Annotated in this window: 17 protein-coding genes; 9 read left to right on the forward strand and 8 right to left on the reverse strand. The window is 64.6% G+C overall.

The window, feature by feature from the left end; all coding sequences use genetic code 11:
- Nucleotides 1-36: 36 nt before the first annotated feature.
- The 4 genes from frc to NCS58_RS15120 all read left to right on the forward strand — a co-directional run bounded on the left by frc (nt 37) and on the right by NCS58_RS15120 (nt 5,153).
- Nucleotides 37-1,299: a formyl-CoA transferase gene (gene frc / locus NCS58_RS15105; protein ID WP_061118261.1), complete on the forward strand. Its 1,263-nt coding sequence runs from the start codon at nt 37-39 to the stop codon at nt 1,297-1,299.
- Between the two features lie 89 nt (nt 1,300-1,388).
- A complete protein-coding gene (locus NCS58_RS15110; RefSeq protein ID WP_250477311.1) occupies nt 1,389-3,596 on the forward strand; it encodes an acetate--CoA ligase family protein in 2,208 nt (735 codons plus the stop codon).
- Between the two features lie 64 nt (nt 3,597-3,660).
- Nucleotides 3,661-4,449 (forward strand): fumarylacetoacetate hydrolase family protein, encoded by a 789-nt coding sequence (locus NCS58_RS15115; protein ID WP_061118260.1) that lies wholly within the window; start codon nt 3,661-3,663, stop codon nt 4,447-4,449.
- An 11-nt stretch (nt 4,450-4,460) separates the two neighbouring features.
- Nucleotides 4,461-5,153: a hypothetical protein gene (locus tag NCS58_RS15120; RefSeq protein WP_061118259.1), complete on the forward strand. Its 693-nt coding sequence runs from the start codon at nt 4,461-4,463 to the stop codon at nt 5,151-5,153.
- Nucleotides 5,154-5,223: 70 nt separating this feature from the next.
- Here the strand turns inward: NCS58_RS15120 and NCS58_RS15125 are convergent, their stop codons facing one another.
- The 3 genes from NCS58_RS15125 to NCS58_RS15135 all read right to left on the reverse strand — a co-directional run bounded on the left by NCS58_RS15125 (nt 5,224) and on the right by NCS58_RS15135 (nt 7,429).
- Nucleotides 5,224-5,478, reverse strand: coding sequence for a CsbD family protein (locus tag NCS58_RS15125; protein ID WP_061118258.1), 255 nt, complete (start codon nt 5,476-5,478; stop codon nt 5,224-5,226).
- 86 nt (nt 5,479-5,564) lie between these two features.
- Nucleotides 5,565-5,921: a response regulator gene (locus tag NCS58_RS15130; protein ID WP_061118257.1), complete on the reverse strand. Its 357-nt coding sequence runs from the start codon at nt 5,919-5,921 to the stop codon at nt 5,565-5,567.
- A complete protein-coding gene (locus NCS58_RS15135; RefSeq protein ID WP_250477312.1) occupies nt 5,918-7,429 on the reverse strand; it encodes an ATPase domain-containing protein in 1,512 nt (503 codons plus the stop codon). The genes NCS58_RS15130 and NCS58_RS15135 overlap by 4 nt, the downstream gene beginning before the upstream one ends.
- A gap of 782 nt (nt 7,430-8,211) precedes the next feature.
- Between NCS58_RS15135 and NCS58_RS15140 the strand changes: the two genes are divergently transcribed.
- Together NCS58_RS15140 and NCS58_RS15145 are read left to right on the forward strand one after the other, a co-directional pair.
- A complete protein-coding gene (locus tag NCS58_RS15140) occupies nt 8,212-8,595 on the forward strand; it encodes a DUF2968 domain-containing protein (protein WP_086961044.1) in 384 nt (127 codons plus the stop codon).
- Between the two features lie 121 nt (nt 8,596-8,716).
- Complete coding sequence (locus tag NCS58_RS15145) at nt 8,717-9,529, forward strand: OmpA family protein (protein WP_250477325.1); 813 nt, start codon at nt 8,717-8,719, stop codon at nt 9,527-9,529.
- An 85-nt stretch (nt 9,530-9,614) separates the two neighbouring features.
- On the opposite strand, the gene NCS58_RS15150 is transcribed toward NCS58_RS15145, so the two are convergent.
- From NCS58_RS15150 to NCS58_RS15160, 3 genes are read right to left on the reverse strand one after another with little or no spacing between them, the layout of a single operon-like run.
- Nucleotides 9,615-10,130: a methylated-DNA--[protein]-cysteine S-methyltransferase gene (locus NCS58_RS15150; RefSeq protein ID WP_061118252.1), complete on the reverse strand. Its 516-nt coding sequence runs from the start codon at nt 10,128-10,130 to the stop codon at nt 9,615-9,617.
- A gap of 36 nt (nt 10,131-10,166) precedes the next feature.
- Nucleotides 10,167-10,427, reverse strand: coding sequence for a hypothetical protein (locus NCS58_RS15155; protein WP_250477313.1), 261 nt, complete (start codon nt 10,425-10,427; stop codon nt 10,167-10,169).
- A complete protein-coding gene (locus NCS58_RS15160; protein WP_061118250.1) occupies nt 10,420-11,178 on the reverse strand; it encodes a DNA/RNA non-specific endonuclease in 759 nt (252 codons plus the stop codon). Before NCS58_RS15160 ends, NCS58_RS15155 begins: the two co-directional genes overlap by 8 nt.
- Before the next feature lie 194 nt (nt 11,179-11,372).
- Between NCS58_RS15160 and NCS58_RS15165 the strand changes: the two genes are divergently transcribed.
- Entirely contained in the window at nt 11,373-12,380 is a 1,008-nt protein-coding gene (locus NCS58_RS15165; protein WP_250477326.1) for an alpha/beta fold hydrolase, read from the forward strand.
- A gap of 1 nt (nt 12,381) precedes the next feature.
- On the opposite strand, the gene NCS58_RS15170 is transcribed toward NCS58_RS15165, so the two are convergent.
- Nucleotides 12,382-13,674, reverse strand: coding sequence for an MATE family efflux transporter (locus NCS58_RS15170; RefSeq protein WP_250477327.1), 1,293 nt, complete (start codon nt 13,672-13,674; stop codon nt 12,382-12,384).
- Nucleotides 13,675-13,837: 163 nt separating this feature from the next.
- Here NCS58_RS15170 and NCS58_RS15175 point away from each other — a divergent pair, with 163 nt between their 5' ends.
- Nucleotides 13,838-14,158 carry a YnfA family protein gene (locus tag NCS58_RS15175; protein ID WP_061118370.1) on the forward strand — a complete coding sequence of 107 codons (321 nt, stop codon included), beginning with the start codon at nt 13,838-13,840 and terminating at the stop codon, nt 14,156-14,158.
- Between the two features lie 6 nt (nt 14,159-14,164).
- Here the strand turns inward: NCS58_RS15175 and NCS58_RS15180 are convergent, their stop codons facing one another.
- A complete protein-coding gene (locus tag NCS58_RS15180; RefSeq protein ID WP_061118249.1) occupies nt 14,165-15,187 on the reverse strand; it encodes a DUF2891 domain-containing protein in 1,023 nt (340 codons plus the stop codon).
- Nucleotides 15,188-15,571: 384 nt separating this feature from the next.
- Between NCS58_RS15180 and NCS58_RS15185 the strand changes: the two genes are divergently transcribed.
- Nucleotides 15,572-16,867 (forward strand): MFS family transporter, encoded by a 1,296-nt coding sequence (locus NCS58_RS15185; protein WP_061118248.1) that lies wholly within the window; start codon nt 15,572-15,574, stop codon nt 16,865-16,867.
- Nucleotides 16,868-16,890 lie beyond the last annotated feature (23 nt).

The following is a 16,890-nucleotide window of genomic DNA, read 5'->3' on the forward strand; positions in this document are numbered from 1 at the left end:
CTATAAACGTCGAACGAAAGAGTTGGGAGACAAGCCATGACGGTGAACACATCTGGCAAGGCGCTGGACGGCGTGCGAATCCTGGATTTCACGCACGTTCAATCGGGGCCGACCTGCACGCAGCTGCTCGCGTGGTTCGGCGCGGACGTCATCAAGGTGGAACGCGCGGGCGCGGGCGACATCACGCGGGAGCAACTGCGCGACATCCCCGACGCCGACAGCCTCTACTTCACGATGCTCAATCACAACAAGCGCTCGATCACCATCGACACCAAGAATCCCGAAGGGAAGAAGGTGCTCGAGACGCTCGTGAAGAAATGCGACGTGCTCGTCGAGAACTTCGCGCCGGGCGCGCTCGATCGCATGGGCTTCACGTGGGAGCGCATCCAGGAACTGAATCCGCGGATGATCGTCGCGTCGGTGAAAGGCTTCGGACCCGGACCGTACGAGGACTGCAAGGTCTACGAAAACGTCGCGCAATGCGCAGGCGGCGCGGCCTCGACGACCGGTTTCGACGACGGCCCGCCGACGGTGACCGGCGCGCAGATCGGCGATTCCGGCACCGGTCTGCATCTCGCGCTCGGCATCGTCACGGCGCTCTATCAGCGCAACTCGACCGGACGCGGCCAGAAAGTGCTCGCCGCCATGCAGGACGGCGTGCTCAACCTCTGCCGCGTGAAGCTGCGCGACCAGCAACGGCTGGAACGCACCGGCGTAATGAAGGAGTATCCGCAATACCCGAACGGCACGTTCGGCGAAGCGGTGCCGCGCGCGGGCAACGCATCGGGCGGCGGCCAGCCCGGCTGGATCCTGAAGTGCAAGGGCTGGGAAACCGATCCGAACGCGTACATCTACTTCATCACGCAGGCGCCGGTATGGGGTGAAATCTGCAAGGTGATCGGCAAGGAGGAATGGATCGACCATCCGGACTACAAGACGCCGAACGCGCGGCTGCCGCATCTGAAGGACATCTTCGCGGAGATCGAGCGCTGGACGATGTCGAAGACCAAGTTCCAGGCGATGGAAATCCTCAACAAGCACGACATCCCGTGCGGCCCCATTCTCTCGATGAAGGAGATCGCCGAAGAACCGTCGCTGCGCAAGACCGGGACCGTGGTCGAAGTGGATCATCCGGTGCGCGGCAAATACCTCACGGTCGGCAATCCGATCAAATTGTCCGACAGCCCGACGGACGTCGTGCGCTCGCCGCTGCTCGGCGAGCACACGGACGAAGTCATGGCCGAGCTCGGCTACACGCCTGACCAGGTCGCCACGCTGAGAAGCCTCGGCGCGATCTGAGCGCATCCACGCAGTTGCTTTGCCTCCCGCCGCCTTCGAGAGAAGGCGGCGCGGACCCGGCACGCCCATATAAATCGGAGATACGCGACATGAACAGCACGGTTGTCCAGGAACGCAGCGAAGCAGCCAACTCATCCACGCACGCGGCGCCGGTCGTGCCGCTGCACGCACCCGACGCGAAGCGCCGCGTCGCCGAAGTATTCGATCGCGTGAAGGCCGAAGGCCGCACCTCGCTCACGGCGCCCGAAGGCAAGCTCGTCTGCGATGCATACGGCATCGCGGTGCCGCAGGAAGGCGTCGCGAAGTCTGCGGACGATGCCGCGAAGCTCGCGTCGTTCATCGGCTTTCCGGTGGTGCTGAAGATCGTATCGCCCGAAATCCTGCACAAGACCGAAGCGGGCGGCGTGCTGGTCGGCGTGAAGAACGAAGCCGACGTGCGGGCCGGCTTCGACACGATCATTTCGAATGCGAAGAAATACGACCCGAACGCGACGCTCGTCGGCGTCCAGGTCCAGCAGATGGTCGGCGCCGGGCAGGAAGTGATCATCGGCGCGGTGACCGATCCGTCGTTCGGCAAGCTGATCGCGTTCGGTCTCGGCGGCGTGCTCGTCGAAGTGCTGAAAGACGTGACCTTCCGCCTCGCGCCCGTGACGCGCGACGAAGCCGCATCGATGCTCGACGGCATCCAGGCCGCCGAAGTGCTGCGCGGCGTGCGCGGCTCGGAGCCGGTGAATCGCGAGGCGCTCATCACGCTGATCGAGCGCGTGTCGCGTCTCGTCGATGACTTCCCGCAAATTTCGGAGATGGACCTGAACCCGGTCTTCGCGAGCCCGAACGGAGCGGTGGCGGCGGACGTGCGCATCGTGATGGACTTCGAGCCGGCGGCGCCGCGCTACCGGCCGACGCAGGAGCAGATCGTCAAGCAGATGAACCGCATCATGAAGCCCGATGCGGTCGCGGTGATCGGCGCGTCGAACGAGGACGGGAAGATCGGCAATTCGGTGATGAAGAACCTCATCAACGGCGGCTATCAGGGCACGATCTATCCGATCCATCCGAAAGCCGACGAGATCATGGGCCGCAAGGCCTACAAGAGCGTGAAGGACGTGCCCGGCGTGATCGATGTGGCCGTTTTTGCGATTCCGGCGAAGTTCGTCGCGCAGGCGCTCGTCGAAGTGGGCGAGAAGCAGATTCCGGGCGCCGTGCTGATTCCTTCCGGCTTTGCCGAGACCGGCAATCACGAAGGCCAGGAGGAGATCGTCAGGATCGCGCGCCAGTACGACATCCGCATGATGGGCCCGAACATTTACGGCTTCTACTACACGCCGAAGAACCTGTGCGCGACGTTCTGCACGCCATATGACGTGAAAGGCAAGGCCGCGCTGTCGTCGCAATCGGGCGGCATCGGCATGGCGATCATCGGCTTTTCGCGCTCGGCGAAAATGGGCGTGTCGGCGATCGTGGGCCTCGGCAACAAGAGCGATGTCGATGAAGACGATCTGCTCACGTTCTTCGAACAGGACGACAACACCGAGATCATCGCGCAGCATTGCGAGGACCTGAAGGATGGACGTGCGTTCGCCGAGGCCGCGAAGCGCGTGTCGAAGAAGAAGCCGGTCGTGGTTCTGAAGGCGGGCCGCACGAGCCTCGGCGCGCGCGCGGCGAGCTCGCACACCGGCGCGCTCGCGGGCAACGACAAGATCTACGAAGACGTGTTCCAGCAATGCGGCGTGATCCGCGCGCGCTCCCTGCGCGATCTGCTTGAATTCGCGCGCGGCATTCCGAAGCTGCCGACGCCCAAGGGCGAGAACGTCGTCATCATCACGGGGGCGGGCGGCTCGGGCGTGCTCCTCTCGGATGCGTGCGTCGACAACAACCTGTCGCTGATGACGATGCCCGACGATCTCGACGCCGCGTTCCGCAAGTTCATCCCGCCGTTCGGCGCGGCCGGCAATCCCGTCGACATCACCGGAGGCGAGCCGCCGACGACGTACAAGAACACGATCCGCCTCGGGCTGGAAGACGATCGCATCCATTCGATCATCCTCGGCTACTGGCACACGATCATCACGCCGCCGATGGTCTTCGCGAAGCTCGTGATTGAAGTGAAGGAGGAGATGAAAGCGCTCGGCATCGAGAAGCCGATCGTCGCGTCGCTGGCGGGCGACGTGCAGGTCGAGGAAGCGGCGGAGTATCTTTACGAGCATGGCGTGCCTGCTTACGCCTACTCGACGGAACTGCCCGTCGCGGTGCTCGGCGCGAAATACAAGTGGGCGCGCGGCGCGGGTTTGATCTGATGTAAGGAGGAGGGGACGAGAGCGCGGGCCATGTACGCCCGCGCTCCTCACAAGGGAGGCAAACTTGACACACTGGATTCGTTTTCGCGATGCGGGCGGCAGCATCGGTTTCGGCACGCTCGATCAGCACTCGGGCCGCGTCGTGCAGCACGAAGGCGCGATGTTCGACCGCCCGCGCCCGACCGACATCTCCTTTGCCGCCGCCGACCTCGCGCTGCTCGCGCCGTGCCAGCCAAGCAAGGTCATCGCGCTGTGGAACAACTACTACGCGCTGTCGCAGAAGCTCGACAAGGCGCCGCCGCAGCATCCGCTCTTTCTCATCAAGCCGCCGATGTCGGTGATCGGGCCAAACGAGTCGATCCGCCGGCCGAAGAGCTATCACGGCAAGATCGCGTATGAGGGCGAACTGGGCATCGTGATCGGCAAGACGGTGAGCGGGGCGTCGGTCGAGGAGGCGCAGGCGGCGATCTTCGGCTTCACGTGCGTGAACGACGTCACCGCGATCGAGCTGTTGCAGGAAGATCCCAACTTCGCGCAGTGGTGCCGCTCGAAAGGCTTCGACACGTTCACCTGTCTCGGGCCCGCGATCGTCACGCCGGGCAACGGCTTCGACTGGCGCGCATCGAGCGTCGTCACGACGGTCGAAGGCGTCGAGCGCCAGAATTATCCTCTCGACGACATGATCTTCTCGCCCGCCGAGCAAGTGAGCATGTTGTCGCAAGACATGACGCTCGTGCCCGGCGATGTGATCGCGTGCGGCACGTCGATCGGCGTCGGCTCGATCAAGGACGGCGCGCGCGTGGATGTGTCGATCGCGGGCATCGGCACGCTGTCGAACGTGCTGGCCGCCTGAAGGAGCGACGCATGTCCGATGCTCTCGCCGGGGCGCTTTGCGTGCTCGCGGCGCTGTCGGCGGGTTCGTCGATGCGCATGGGCGCGGCGCGTTTGCGCGCGTGGGCGGTGGCCGGCGCGGTGATCGTCGCCGCTGCTTGCGCGAGCGGCGGGCCGGCTGCCATCGCGCCGCTGGCCGCGGCGCTCCTGCTTGCGGCTTTCGCGGGCTTGGCCGGATATCGATTCGACGGGGGCGCGTCCAGTGCATCGACGCACGCGTTGCTCGCCACGATCGCTTTCGTCGCATGGGTGCTGCCGGGCCTGAATGGCACGTGTGGGGTGTTGGCGGGCGGCGCGATTGCGGCGCTGGGTCATCTGATCTTTGCGCGGACGAAGCGCGAGAACCTGATCCTCCAGCCGCTGCATCTCGCCTGTGCCGGCGCGTGCGCGGCGCTCGCCTATGGGCTCGGCGCGCAACCGGGCGCGCTCGCCGTGGTGTCGGTCATTGCGATGGTCGCGCTCATCGGCGCGCATTTGTCGCTCGCGATGGGCGGCGCGGCGGGCGCACCTGCGGCGAGCCTGATGAGCGCAGCGGCCGCGGGCGGCCTCGCCCTTGCGGCGGCGATCGACGGCACGCATGGCGCGCTCGCCGTGGCGGCTGTCGGGATCGCGATCGGCTGCGCGCGGTCGGCGGCGCTCGTCGGCATCGTGCGCGAGGCACCATGAACGACAAGGCCGGCGCAGTGTCCCGCGCCGGCCCTGGTCTCGATGTGTCACGCGCACGGCAATCCGCGCATCAACGATCGCGGTTCCACAACGCGCCCAGCATGAAGCCCACCGCCGCGGCGATCAGCACGCCCTGAATCGGCTGATTCGCCACCGCGAGGCGCACGTTGTCGACAGTCTGCCCGTAGCTCTGCTGCAAGTTGCCGTACGCCTGCCGCACTTTGCCCTCGGCTTGCGTCGCTTCGTCGCCCGTCAGTGCGCCGACCGTGTCCTGCACCTTGCCGACGACTTTTTGCGCCACGCCTTCCACTTGATCCTGCACCATGGTGCCTCCCTTTGGTTGAGCGGTTTCTTCCTGAGTCCGGATTTGCCGGAACGCACCAGTGCAGCACGCCGCGTGCCTACGTCCGCTCACGCCGGCCCGATCAGGCTTTGGACGGTGTCGATCAGATCGTCGATCGAAAACGGCTTGCGGCGAAACTGCGCGTGCGGATGCTCGAGCGCCGGCGCATTGGCGGCCGCGCTCATCAGAATCACGGGCACGCGCGCGAGCCCGTCGCTTGCCGCCAGTTGCCTGACCAGCTCGACGCCGTCCATGTGCGGCATCATCCAGTCGGTAATGACGAGCGCGGGCGGATTCGAGCGCGCCGCGTCGAGCGCGATGCGCCCGTTGGACGCGGTCGAGACCTCGTAGCCCTCCATTTCGAGCACGAGCCGCCACGTGGTCAGAATGTCGAATTCATCGTCGACGACGAGGATCTTTTTCATGCGCGCGCGCCGGGGTCCGACACGGAGAGCGCGGGCGCGATCGACGGGTGTCCGGACAGCAGACCCGTCGGGCCGATGAAGCCTTCGCTCATATGCAGGCCGCGCGAGTCGATCGTGAGACGGCGAATCGCCGAATCGTGCGAGCCTTCGCGCTGCTTGACGATCGACACCATGCGATACAGCGCGGAATTCGCCTCCACATAGCGCATGAGCACGATGTTCTCCGTCATCGCGGACGCGCGCAGCGTCGTGGGCAGCCTCACCTCGCCGTAGAGCGGCATCTCCTCGGTGAGGATGGTGGTCACGCCCGCGTTGCGCAGGCGGTGCATGAGCGCGTTGAGAAAGAGCCCGAAGCGCTCGGTGCGGTTCGCGGACTGGAAAAATCCGTCGATACCGTCGACGACGAGCCGCGACGCATTCGCGTTTCTGACCGCGTTCATCAACTCGACGGCGAGCTCGTCGATCGCCAGTTCGACGGCCGGATGCCAGTGAATCACGAGGCGTCCGTCCTGGACGGCCGGCACGAGATCGATGCCGACCTCCTGCGCTTTCGCCAGCAGCCGTTCGGGCGACTCGTAGAGGCCGAAATAGACGCAGCGCTCGCCGCGCTCCACGCCGGCCTGCAGGAACTTGAGCGACACGAGCGTCTTGCCGACGCCCGACGGCCCGACGAGCGTGGTCGTCGAGCCGCGCACGACGCCGCCGCCGAGCATCTGGTCGAAATCGGGAAACGCGAAGCCGAGCCTGCTCTTGAAATCGGGCGGCCCTTGATCGTTCGCGGGCGACGCCTCGATGCGCGGAAACGTCTCGAGGCCGTGCTCGGTGATCTTGAAGAAGTGCTTGCCGAGCAGGTGATCGCGGGCGCGCAGCTTGTGGACCTCGATCTCGCGGGCGCGCCGCATGCCGGTGTTGTAGCGGTTCAGCTCGATGAGCCCGTCGACGAGCGTGTGCTCCGGATGCGGCTCGTTGCCCGACAGCGGCGCGAGGATCAGCGTCGTGCAGCGCGCGGCGCTCACGAATGCCGACAGTTCGTGGATGAACTGCGAAAGTTCGAGTTCCGTCGAGCTGAATTCGCGTGCACTGCGGAATCCGTCGATGACCATGAAGCGCGGCCGGCTCGTCTTGATGGTCGAGGCGATCAGCGCGAGAAAACCGGACAGGCCGTCGCGCATCAGTTCGTGATAGCCGGAGACGAAGAGCATCCGGTCGGAGATGGCGTCGGCGTTGTAGAACGAGAGTCCCTTCAGATGGGACAGAAGCTTGGTATGCGATTCGGCGATCAGGGTGATGTACAGCACCATGTCACCCTGCGCGACGCGATGAAAGCCGATTTGCGACGAGAGGATCGTCTTGCCCGCGCCCGCCATCCCTTCGATCAGATACAGGCCGCCTTCGACGAGGCCGCCGCCCAGAATCTCGTCCAGGCCCACGACGCCGGTCGTGACGTTGCCGTCGATGGGGCCGGACTGTCTGGTTCGATCGGTCGAGTGCTTGTCGTCTTGATTCATGGCATTTTCGTTTTTACTTGGCGATCCGGCATTTTTGCGATGGCGCATTATGGCCGAGTCTTGGCAAGCTGTGGCCGCCTGCCGTGCTGATGATCGCCGCCGCCCTGCCTTCCGTGGGCGGTGCCTTGTGTTTCCAGGGCGCTTTTTGCGCTTCCGCTATGGTCCTCGAACCATGCGCCGGCCGCGCGTGCGCGCACACATGAACGCCTGCGGCACGCATTTTTCACACCCGATCCCCGTGGCGGATGAGAAAGGCTGCCGCCGGGCAAGAAGTCTTTGAGAACTCTCTCATGGGCAGAAGGCGCGGCGACTGTTGAAATAACGAACCATGCAGTACACGGACGCCGTGTTTCCTCCGGCTGCTCCATTCCGGCGCTCGCGCGCCCTCATTGCCTTTTCCTTGCCATGCACCGTTCGCACCCGATCCCGGGCGCTCTCGCGCTCATTGCCAGCTTTTTCGCGCTTTTTGCCGCGGCCGCCGGGCCGGTTCACGCGGTCCAGCCTTTGCCCGACGCGGGCATTCTGTCGGCCGCGCCGTTCGACTTCCGCGCAGACCATGACATTTTCTCGCGCATGCCAGGCCTACCGGGCGATTCTCGCATTCTCAAACCGGTCGAAACCTTGCGCAGCGCGAGCGAGCCGCGATTGCAGCAAGACGGTTCCCGGCGCCAGCCGTCGATTTAAATCCGCGCGTTTCAAAGCGATTCAGGCGTCTGGAATCGGCGGCTTCACAGCGCCAATTCTTTTCGAGTGATGTGCTTTGCCGTTACGGAAGAATCGCAATGCAGCGCTGGGCTTATTACGTTGCGCTTCAGAAAAGAAAAATATGGCGCGTGACCAAAACACAAAATGACGGGCGCGCCGAACCCGTTTATTCCGATTTCGCTAAAACATCGATCACTCGCCGATGCGGGAATCAAGCGTATCAAGCTGCCGACAGGCAAATCTGCGCGCAGTGTGAGCGCGCCGAGCGGCTAGAAGCCGATCTCGATATTGCTCGCGCGCCGCAAAGCCAGGCGACGGCTTGTCAGCCGGAGCAGCAGAACGCGATCCGCGAATTGCGCACCGGACGGGCCGCCGCGCAGGCGCAGCTTCAACCGCGGCAGACCCGCGTGCAGGAACTGCAAACGCAGTCCGATGGCGATCTCCCCGCGCCGGTCAAATAGGCGCTTTGAAATACGCATGAGAGGCGTCTTCAATTTGGGAGTTGTCCGCTTAAGCCGCGCAAATCGTCGGGCTACAATCCCGCAGCTTTTGGAGTGCTCATCGAAAGTCGAGCGCATCCGAATGACCCATGAATCCGCCTGCCGCCTCTGGCATGAGCCCAGGCCTGGAAATGAGGCGCGCTTTCGGCGGCTTCGCGCTTTCAAATTGACTCGCATGTACACCAAATTGCTCACGAAAACCCTTGCCGTTAGTCTTATCGCCGCTGCTGCACTTGCGGGTTGCTCGTCCACCACGGGACCGGCGTTCAATATCAGCCAAATTCAGACGTCGGATGGTCAAAAGGCTTACCGCGCCGAATGCTACGGTGTTTTCGAGAACGGCAGCGCCTGTATGGCCGCCGCTCAGAAGATGTGCGGCAATCAACCGTTGAATGTGCTCCAGACGCTCGCCGGTACTCAGACGCCGAACGATCCCCGCAACGTGATCTTCAATTGCGCGACGCCGGTGCAGGCGGCGCCGGTTGCGCCCGTGACCAGCACGCCGGCGCCCGAGCCGCAGCCGGCTCCCGTCAAGGCAGCGGCCCCCGCGCCGCGCAAGATCTTGCTGGACGAGAAGACGAACTTCGCCTTCGATAGCGCCGTGCTAACGCCGAAGGCCAAGGGCATTCTGAATCAGCTCGTCGCCGAGTCACAGGGTGCGAACTTCGCCTCCGTGACGGTCGAGGGCTATACGGATTCGACCGGGCCGAATGCCTATAACGTCAGTCTGTCCCAGCGTCGCGCGCAGGCCGTGCTCACGTATCTGAAAGAACGCGGCCTGCATGCCGACAATTACTCGGTGAAGGGATTCGGTAAGGCGAACCCGATCGCGTCGAACGCTACGAGCGTCGGTCGTGCGGAGAATCGTCGCGTGGAAGTCACGCTCACGCCGTAAAACGGCGAAGTACGTCGCTCACGAAAAAGCCCGCGAACCATTTCGGTTCGCGGGCTTTCTTATCTTTGCGCCGAGGACGGCCGGTTCAGAAGAGCGCGAGTTGCTCGCGACCCGGGCCGCCCTCCAGCGTGAGCAAGTGACGCTTGCGTTCCACGCCGCCGGCGTAGCCGGTCAATTCTCCGTCGCCGCCGATCACGCGGTGACACGGCACGATGATCGCAATCGGATTGCGGCCGTTCGCGCCGCCGACCGCCCGCGATGCGCCCGCGGGCAAGCCCAGTCGGCGCGCGAGATCGCCGTAGGTCCATGCTTCGCCGAAAGGGATCTGCCGCAGTGCATCCCAGACCTGCCGCTGAAACGCTGTGCCGTTGAGCGTCAACGGGATCGAAAACGCCTTGCGCACGCCAGAGAAGTATTCGCCGATCTGCTCGCGCGCCTCGCCGATTACGCGCGATGCGGGCGGCGTCTCGGACAGCGTCGGCTCCGGCAACCCGGCGGGAAAGTGCTTCTGCCCGAGAAAGAAGAGCCCGGTCAAGCAGTCGTCTTCGGCGCGATACAGGATGTGCCCAAGCGGACTCGGGCCGACATGGCATTCGATCACTTCGATTTCTCCGCGCGGCTGTCTCCGATCGCCGCTTCAGATAAACGGGTTGTCAGCGGTGCCTGACGGCGCGGCCGGTTCGTCGGGCAACTTCGCGGGCAGCGAGGCCTCGCTCTGCAATGCTTCGATGATCGCACCGAGCGCCTTCTGAAGCGCGAGCGCGTTGGCAAGTCCCGCCTTGTCGCGGGCAATCGTCAGATCGCCGCTGATCGTCAGTCGCTTCACGCCGTTTTCGATGTTGATCGCGTCGCCCGCGATGTTCATCACGTCCGTATCGTTCGCAAATGGTTTAAACACCTCGCAACCCTCCAATTCGTTTGTCCTTCAGTCCGTCCGGTATGCCGGGAAACGCGAGACCGCTCATCGCTTCCAGCTCGCGCACGGTTTTCATCGTGTACGTGTCCGTCGGCGTATTTTCAACCACCACCGCGAACGCAATCTGCCGCTGTGGCAAATAGACCACCTTGTACAGTTGCGTCGGCACGAACACGCGCGATTCGCCGATCGTCTGCAACTGACGGCCGGAAAAGAGCGGGCCGGTGACGACGAACGCTTCGCCCGATTCCTCCGTCAGCCTGCGCACCGCTTCCTCGATGCGCGACCAGATGCGCCGGTTGTTCGAGGGATCCTGCGGCACGATGTTCGCAAGCGAAAACGATTCGGCCATGCCTTGCTTGCTCGCGCGATCGCCCGCGGGGCTCATATGGCCGCGGTCGTAACCGCTCTTCTTGTAATCGGAAAGCTGCGCGCTCTCACCGGGCGGCAAGCGCTTTTCGACGAAGAAGCGATTGGTGCGCGTGTTGTTCTTTGCCTGATCGACACTGTTGGCGGTCAGATGTTCCGCCGACCAGAGCGGTCCTTTGGTGATGCCGGAGTGAAGCAGCGCGAAGTCGGTGTAGCAGACTTCCTGCGTCTCCGCGCGCATCTTAGAATTGACGACGACCGGCGCGCGGCCGTTGGGACTGAACTGCGGGCAGTCGCTCGCGGATGCGCCGATACTGACGAATGCGAAGAGCGCGGCGGCGAATGCCTTGATACGGAATGACATGCTTGTAAAGATCCAGACGACGATCGGGGCCGCAAGTATAAGCGCTGCAGACAGGGCGCGGGGCGGGCAGCGCGTGGGCGCGTGAACTTTCAAGCGCGCTAGAATGCGTCGGCCGACGTCATCTCGAAATGGAAAAAATGAATCCAGTGCGTAGCAAGCCGTCCGTCCTTCGTTCTGTCGTGTTGTCGCTCGCGATGTCCTGCGCTTTTCACGCCCATGCCGAGGACACCGCGCCAGCAGCCGGCAATGACGGCCCCGCCTACGGCCCCGAGCTGCAAGGCTTCGACTATCCGTATCCGGTTGCGCAATTCGCGCTCACGTCGCAGCGCCAGGTCGTGCGCATGGCCTATATGGACGTGCATCCGCTGCATCCGAACGGTCGCACCGCGGTGCTTCTGCACGGGAAGAATTTCTGTTCGGCGACCTGGAAGCAGACTATCGAAACCTTGACCGATGCGGGTTATCGCGTCATCGCGCCGGATCAGATCGGCTTTTGCAAGTCGACCAAGCCCGCGCGTTATCAGTACAGCTTTCAGCAACTCGCGCGCAACACGCATGCGCTGCTGACGGCGCTCGGCGTATCGAAGGCGACGCTCATCGCGCATTCGACGGGCGGCATGCTCGCAGTGCGCTATGCGCTCATGTATCCGCGCGAGACGCAGCAGCTCGTGCTCGTCAATCCGATCGGACTCGAAGACTGGAAGGCGAAAGGCGTGCCGTCGATATCGATCGACGACTGGTACGCGCGCGAGCTCAAAACGAGCGCCGATGGCATCCGCCGTTACGAGACGAACACGTACTATTCAGGGCAATGGCGCGCCGATTACGAACCGTGGGTGCAGATGCTCGCGGGCATGTATCGCGGGCCGGGCAAGGACATCGTCGCGTGGAACTCGGCGCTGCTCTACGACATGATCTACACGCAGCCGGTCGTCTACGAATTCGATCAGTTGAAGACGCCGACGCTGTTGCTCATCGGCGACAAGGACAACACGGCGATCGGCAAGGATCTCGCGCCGCCGGAAATCCGCCCGACGCTCGGCCGCTATCCGGATCTTGCGAAGCTGGCGAAGGAGCGCATCGAGGGCGCGAAACTCGTCGAGTTTCCCGAGCTGGGCCACGCGCCGCAGATGCAGGATCCGGCGACGTTCCACAAGGCGCTGCTGGATGGCCTCGCCGCACTTAAGCCGAATTCGCAGTAGTTCAGCTTCGATCGGGCGCGCACGACACGCGCTCGATCGCAGGCACCTGCACCGCCAGCGTGATGCCGCGCGCCACCATGAAAAGGGTGAGCGCAAGCCACAACCCGTGATTGCCGAGCGATCCCGCGAGCGCCCAGGCGGCGAGCAGAAACACCGTGAGCGAGACTGCCATCGCTTTCATGAGTTCGTGCGTGCGCGTTGCGCCGATGAACACGCCGTCGAGCTGAAAGCCCGCTACGGATGCGAGCGGCAGAACCGACGCCCACGGCAGATAGCGCGCCGCCGCCGCGTGCACGACGGCCTGATCGGTCAGCTTGCCGATGATCCATTCGCCGCTTATCCAGTAGACGATGGAAAAGCCCGCCGCGCCGATCGCGGACCAGAGCATCGTGATCTTCACCGCCTGCCGGAACGCGTGACGGTCGCGCGCGCCGGCCGCCGCGCCGACGAGCGCCTCGGCCGCGTGCGCGAAACCGTCGAGTCCGAAGGACATGAAGGTCTGGAAGTTCAGCAGGACGGCGTTGGCGGCGAGGATCGCATCGCCCTCGCGCGCGCCGAGATGCGCGAACCAGGCATACGAGCCGAGCAGACAGATCGTGCGGATGAAGATGTCGCGGTTGAGCGCAACCAGCCGCCTGAGCGCGTGCCCGTCGAAGAGTGAACGGGGCGCGAGCGGCGCGAGATCGCGCGGACGCAAATGCCAGAGAATCGCGACGCCGAGCGAGAAGCCGCAGAAATCCGCGAAGGCGGTCGCCGCGCCGATGCCCGCGATGCCCCAGTCGAAGCGATACACGAACAGCAGCACCGCGACGATGTTCACCAGATTGATGAAGATCTGCGTGACGAGCGCGAGCCGCACGCGCTGGCAGCCGAGCAAATACCCGAGCACGACATAGTTGCCGAGCGCGAACGGCGCGGCCCAGATGCGCGCATGACAATACGCGCGCGCGGTGTCCTGGACGGCCGCGCTGCCGCCCAGCGCGACGAGTCCGTAGCGGATGATCGGCATCTGTAGCGCGAGCACCGCCACGCCGATCGCGAGCGCGAGCAGCAGGGCGCGCAGCACGCTCGCGCGCAAGGCGTCGTCGTCGTGTGCACCGAACGCCTGCGCGACGAGCCCCGTCGTGCCCATGCGCAGAAAGCCGAAGCCCCAGAACACGAAGCTGAACACGAGCCCGCCGAGCGCGACGCCGCCGAGATACTGCGGTCCGTCGAAATGCCCGGCGACGGCCGTATCGACCGCGCCGAGAATCGGTTGCGTCAAATTGGCGAGGACGATCGGAAACGCGAGCATCAACACGCGCTTGTGCCAGTGCACGGGCAGCGCGGTGGTTCCGGGCGAATCGTTTTGCGGAGTCGTCTGCAAGGTGTTCGGGCTGGCGGTTCGTAACAAGGGCGTCATTGTCCGGAGCGGACGCGGACCACGCAACTTCACGCCAGCGCCGATAATGCGCGTCATGAGAACATTCGCGCTCTATGTCGTCACGGCCATTGCCGAGATCGCCGGTTGTTATTTTCCGTATCGATGGCTCAGGGAGGGCGGCTCGCCGTGGCTCGCCGTGCCCGGCGCGCTGTCGCTCGCGCTGTTCGCGTGGCTGCTCACGCTGCACGACACCGCGGCGGGGCGCATCTATGCGGCCTACGGCGGCGTGTATATCGGCGTGGCGATCGCGTGGCTATGGGCCGTCGAGCGCATCCGGCCGACGGCGTGGGATGTCGCGGGCGGGGCGATCGCACTCATCGGCATGGGCGTGATCGCGTTCCAGCCGCGCGTCTGACGCGGATCAGGCCTCCAGCGCCAGCAGCGCGAATGTCGCGAGCCAGTGCTCGCCCATGTAATCGCCCGCCACATGCGCAATGCCCGCCGCCAGATGTTCGCTCGCGGCCGCATCGAGCACCGCGATGCGCGCGTCGCCCGCAGGCAATGCCCGCGCGATCGTGCGCTGGCACCACGCGCGGGAAAGGTTCAGCCCGTCGAGGTGCGCGAGCTTGCCGTCGCTGCGATCGGTGACGGTGGCGGGCGCGAAGAGCGTCGCCGGTTCGCGTGCGGCAATGCGCGGCAGAAACCGGTCGAACCAGCCGACGAAACGCTCGTCCGGCAGCACATGGCGCATCAGCACGGCTTCCATCAGCGAAGGCGACAGGAATTCGTCGCCCGCCGGCTCCCACGCCTGACAGCTTTCGTCCTTCTCGAACCAGCGCAAGGCCGTCTCGCTGAGCAGGCGTTCGAAGCCCGCGTCGTGCGTGGCGCGCGCGTAGCCGATCGAGAGCGTCAGCGCGAACGCCATGTTGAAGTGCGTGCCGACCCGAAGCGGATACGTCGACTTCGGCAGAAAGTCTTCGAAGCGGGCGACGAACGCATCGGCGAGCGGGGCAAGCGTGCGGGCCCAGCGCGCGCCGTCCTCGGACTGCATCGAGCGGAGCTGCGCTGCGAGCGCGAGCAGCCACGCCCAGCCGTAGGGCCGCTCGAAGCCGCGCGCTGCGGGACGCTGCAGATACGCGACTTCGGCGGCGACGTTGGCATCGGTGAAATGCGCGTCGATCACCGCACGGATGCGCGGCGCCTCCGGCAACGCGGGAAAGCGGTCGTACAGCCGCGCGATCAGCCAGTAGCCGTGAACGCACGAATGCCAATCGAAGCTGCCGTAGAAGATCGGATGCAGCGCGCGCGGGCTTTGAACATCGGCGTCGCCCGCCATGACATGGTCGAGCTTGTTCGGATACTCGCGCGTCAGATGGCCGAGCGCGACCTGGGCGAACTTCGACGCAAGCGCGGCGTCGAGGGTAATCGGTTGATGCGGGTTCATGCGGTCCTCGTCGATGCGAATCGTGATCCCGAGACTTTATCGATAATTAGTTGGCGAAATCTTCGATCAGGGTAATCACCTAGGATGAATGGCCGAGGCATCGGCGGAACGCATCCAAAGCGCCGCATAAACCCGCCGCAAGGGCGGCGAATGCTTTTACGGCAAGCCTGAGCGAGCGACGGACGCCATTGCGCGGCGCGGCGCGACCGCGCGACTGCGCGAATTTTCTGACGCCATCCGGCCGTCTTTCGCGCGCCACGAACGCGCGCTTTCGTCCGAACCGTCGTATAAACTTGCGCCCGAACGCCGCCAAGAGCGTCCGGACCGGGGGACACGAGCCCCGGCACACGCCATCCAGACAGTGACCAAGAGATCAGAAAGAACATGACCGACCTTCCCGCTTATACCGCAGAGGACACCCGGCGCCGCGTTTTCGCAATCGTCGGCGCCTCGTCGGGCAACCTCGTCGAGTGGTTCGACTTTTACATCTACTCGTTCCTCGCGCTGTACTTCTCGGCGGCGTTCTTCCCGGGCGGCAACCCGACGGTCCAGTTGCTGAACACCGCGGGCGTGTTCGCGGCGGGCTTCCTGATGCGTCCGATCGGCGGCTGGCTTTTCGGCCGCATCGCCGACAAGCACGGTCGCCGCAACGCGATGATGATCTCCGTGCTGATGATGTGCGGCGGCTCGCTCGTCATCACCTTTCTGCCGACTTACGCGTCGATCGGCGCGTGGGCGCCGTTCCTGCTCCTGATCGCGCGCCTGTTCCAGGGTTTGTCCGTGGGCGGCGAATACGGCACGAGCGCGACCTACATGAGTGAAGTGGCGCTGCGCGGCCGGCGCGGTTTCTTCGCGTCGTTCCAGTACGTGACGCTGATCGGCGGGCAGCTTGCCGCGCTCCTCGTGCTGGTGGTGCTGCAACAGTTCCTGTCGACGGAAGAGCTGAAGGCGTGGGGCTGGCGCATTCCGTTCTTCATCGGCGCGTGCGCGGCGCTGGTTTCGCTCTACCTGCGACGCTCGCTCGACGAAACCTCGACCGCCGAAACGCGTCATCGCAAGGAGGCCGGCACGCTCGCGGGTCTCATGCAGCACAAGGCCGCTTTCATGACCGTCGTGGGCTTCACGGCGGGCGGCTCGCTCATTTTCTACACGTTCACGACCTACATGCAGAAGTACCTGGTCAACACGGCGGGCATGCACGCGAAAACCGCCAGCAACGTGATGACCGCCGCGCTGTTCGTCTATATGCTGCTGCAGCCCGCGTTCGGCGCGCTGTCGGATCGCATCGGCCGTCGCGCATCGATGCTCTGGTTCGGCGCGCTCGCGACCATCGGCACGGTGCCGTTGCTGCACGCGCTCTCGACGGTGGCGAGCCCGGTCATGGCGTTCGTGCTGGTCGTGATCGCGCTTGCGATCGTCAGCTTCTATACGTCGATCAGCGGTCTCATCAAGGCGGAAATGTTTCCGCCGGAAGTGCGCGCGCTGGGCGTCGGGCTGTCCTATGCGGTTGCCAACGCGGTGTTCGGCGGCTCGGCGGAATATGTCGCGCTGTGGCTCAAGTCGGCGGGCAGCGAATCGACGTTCTTCTGGTACGTCACGGTGATGTGCGCGATTTCGCTCATCGTCTCCTGGCGCATGCTCGATCCGAGCAAGGAAGGATATCTGCGCAACGAACCGTAAGCTTTCGGGCGGCGCGCGCGGCG

The sequence above is a fragment of the Caballeronia sp. INML3B genome, from assembly GCF_023631305.1.
Classification (GTDB): domain Bacteria; phylum Pseudomonadota; class Gammaproteobacteria; order Burkholderiales; family Burkholderiaceae; genus Caballeronia; species Caballeronia turbans.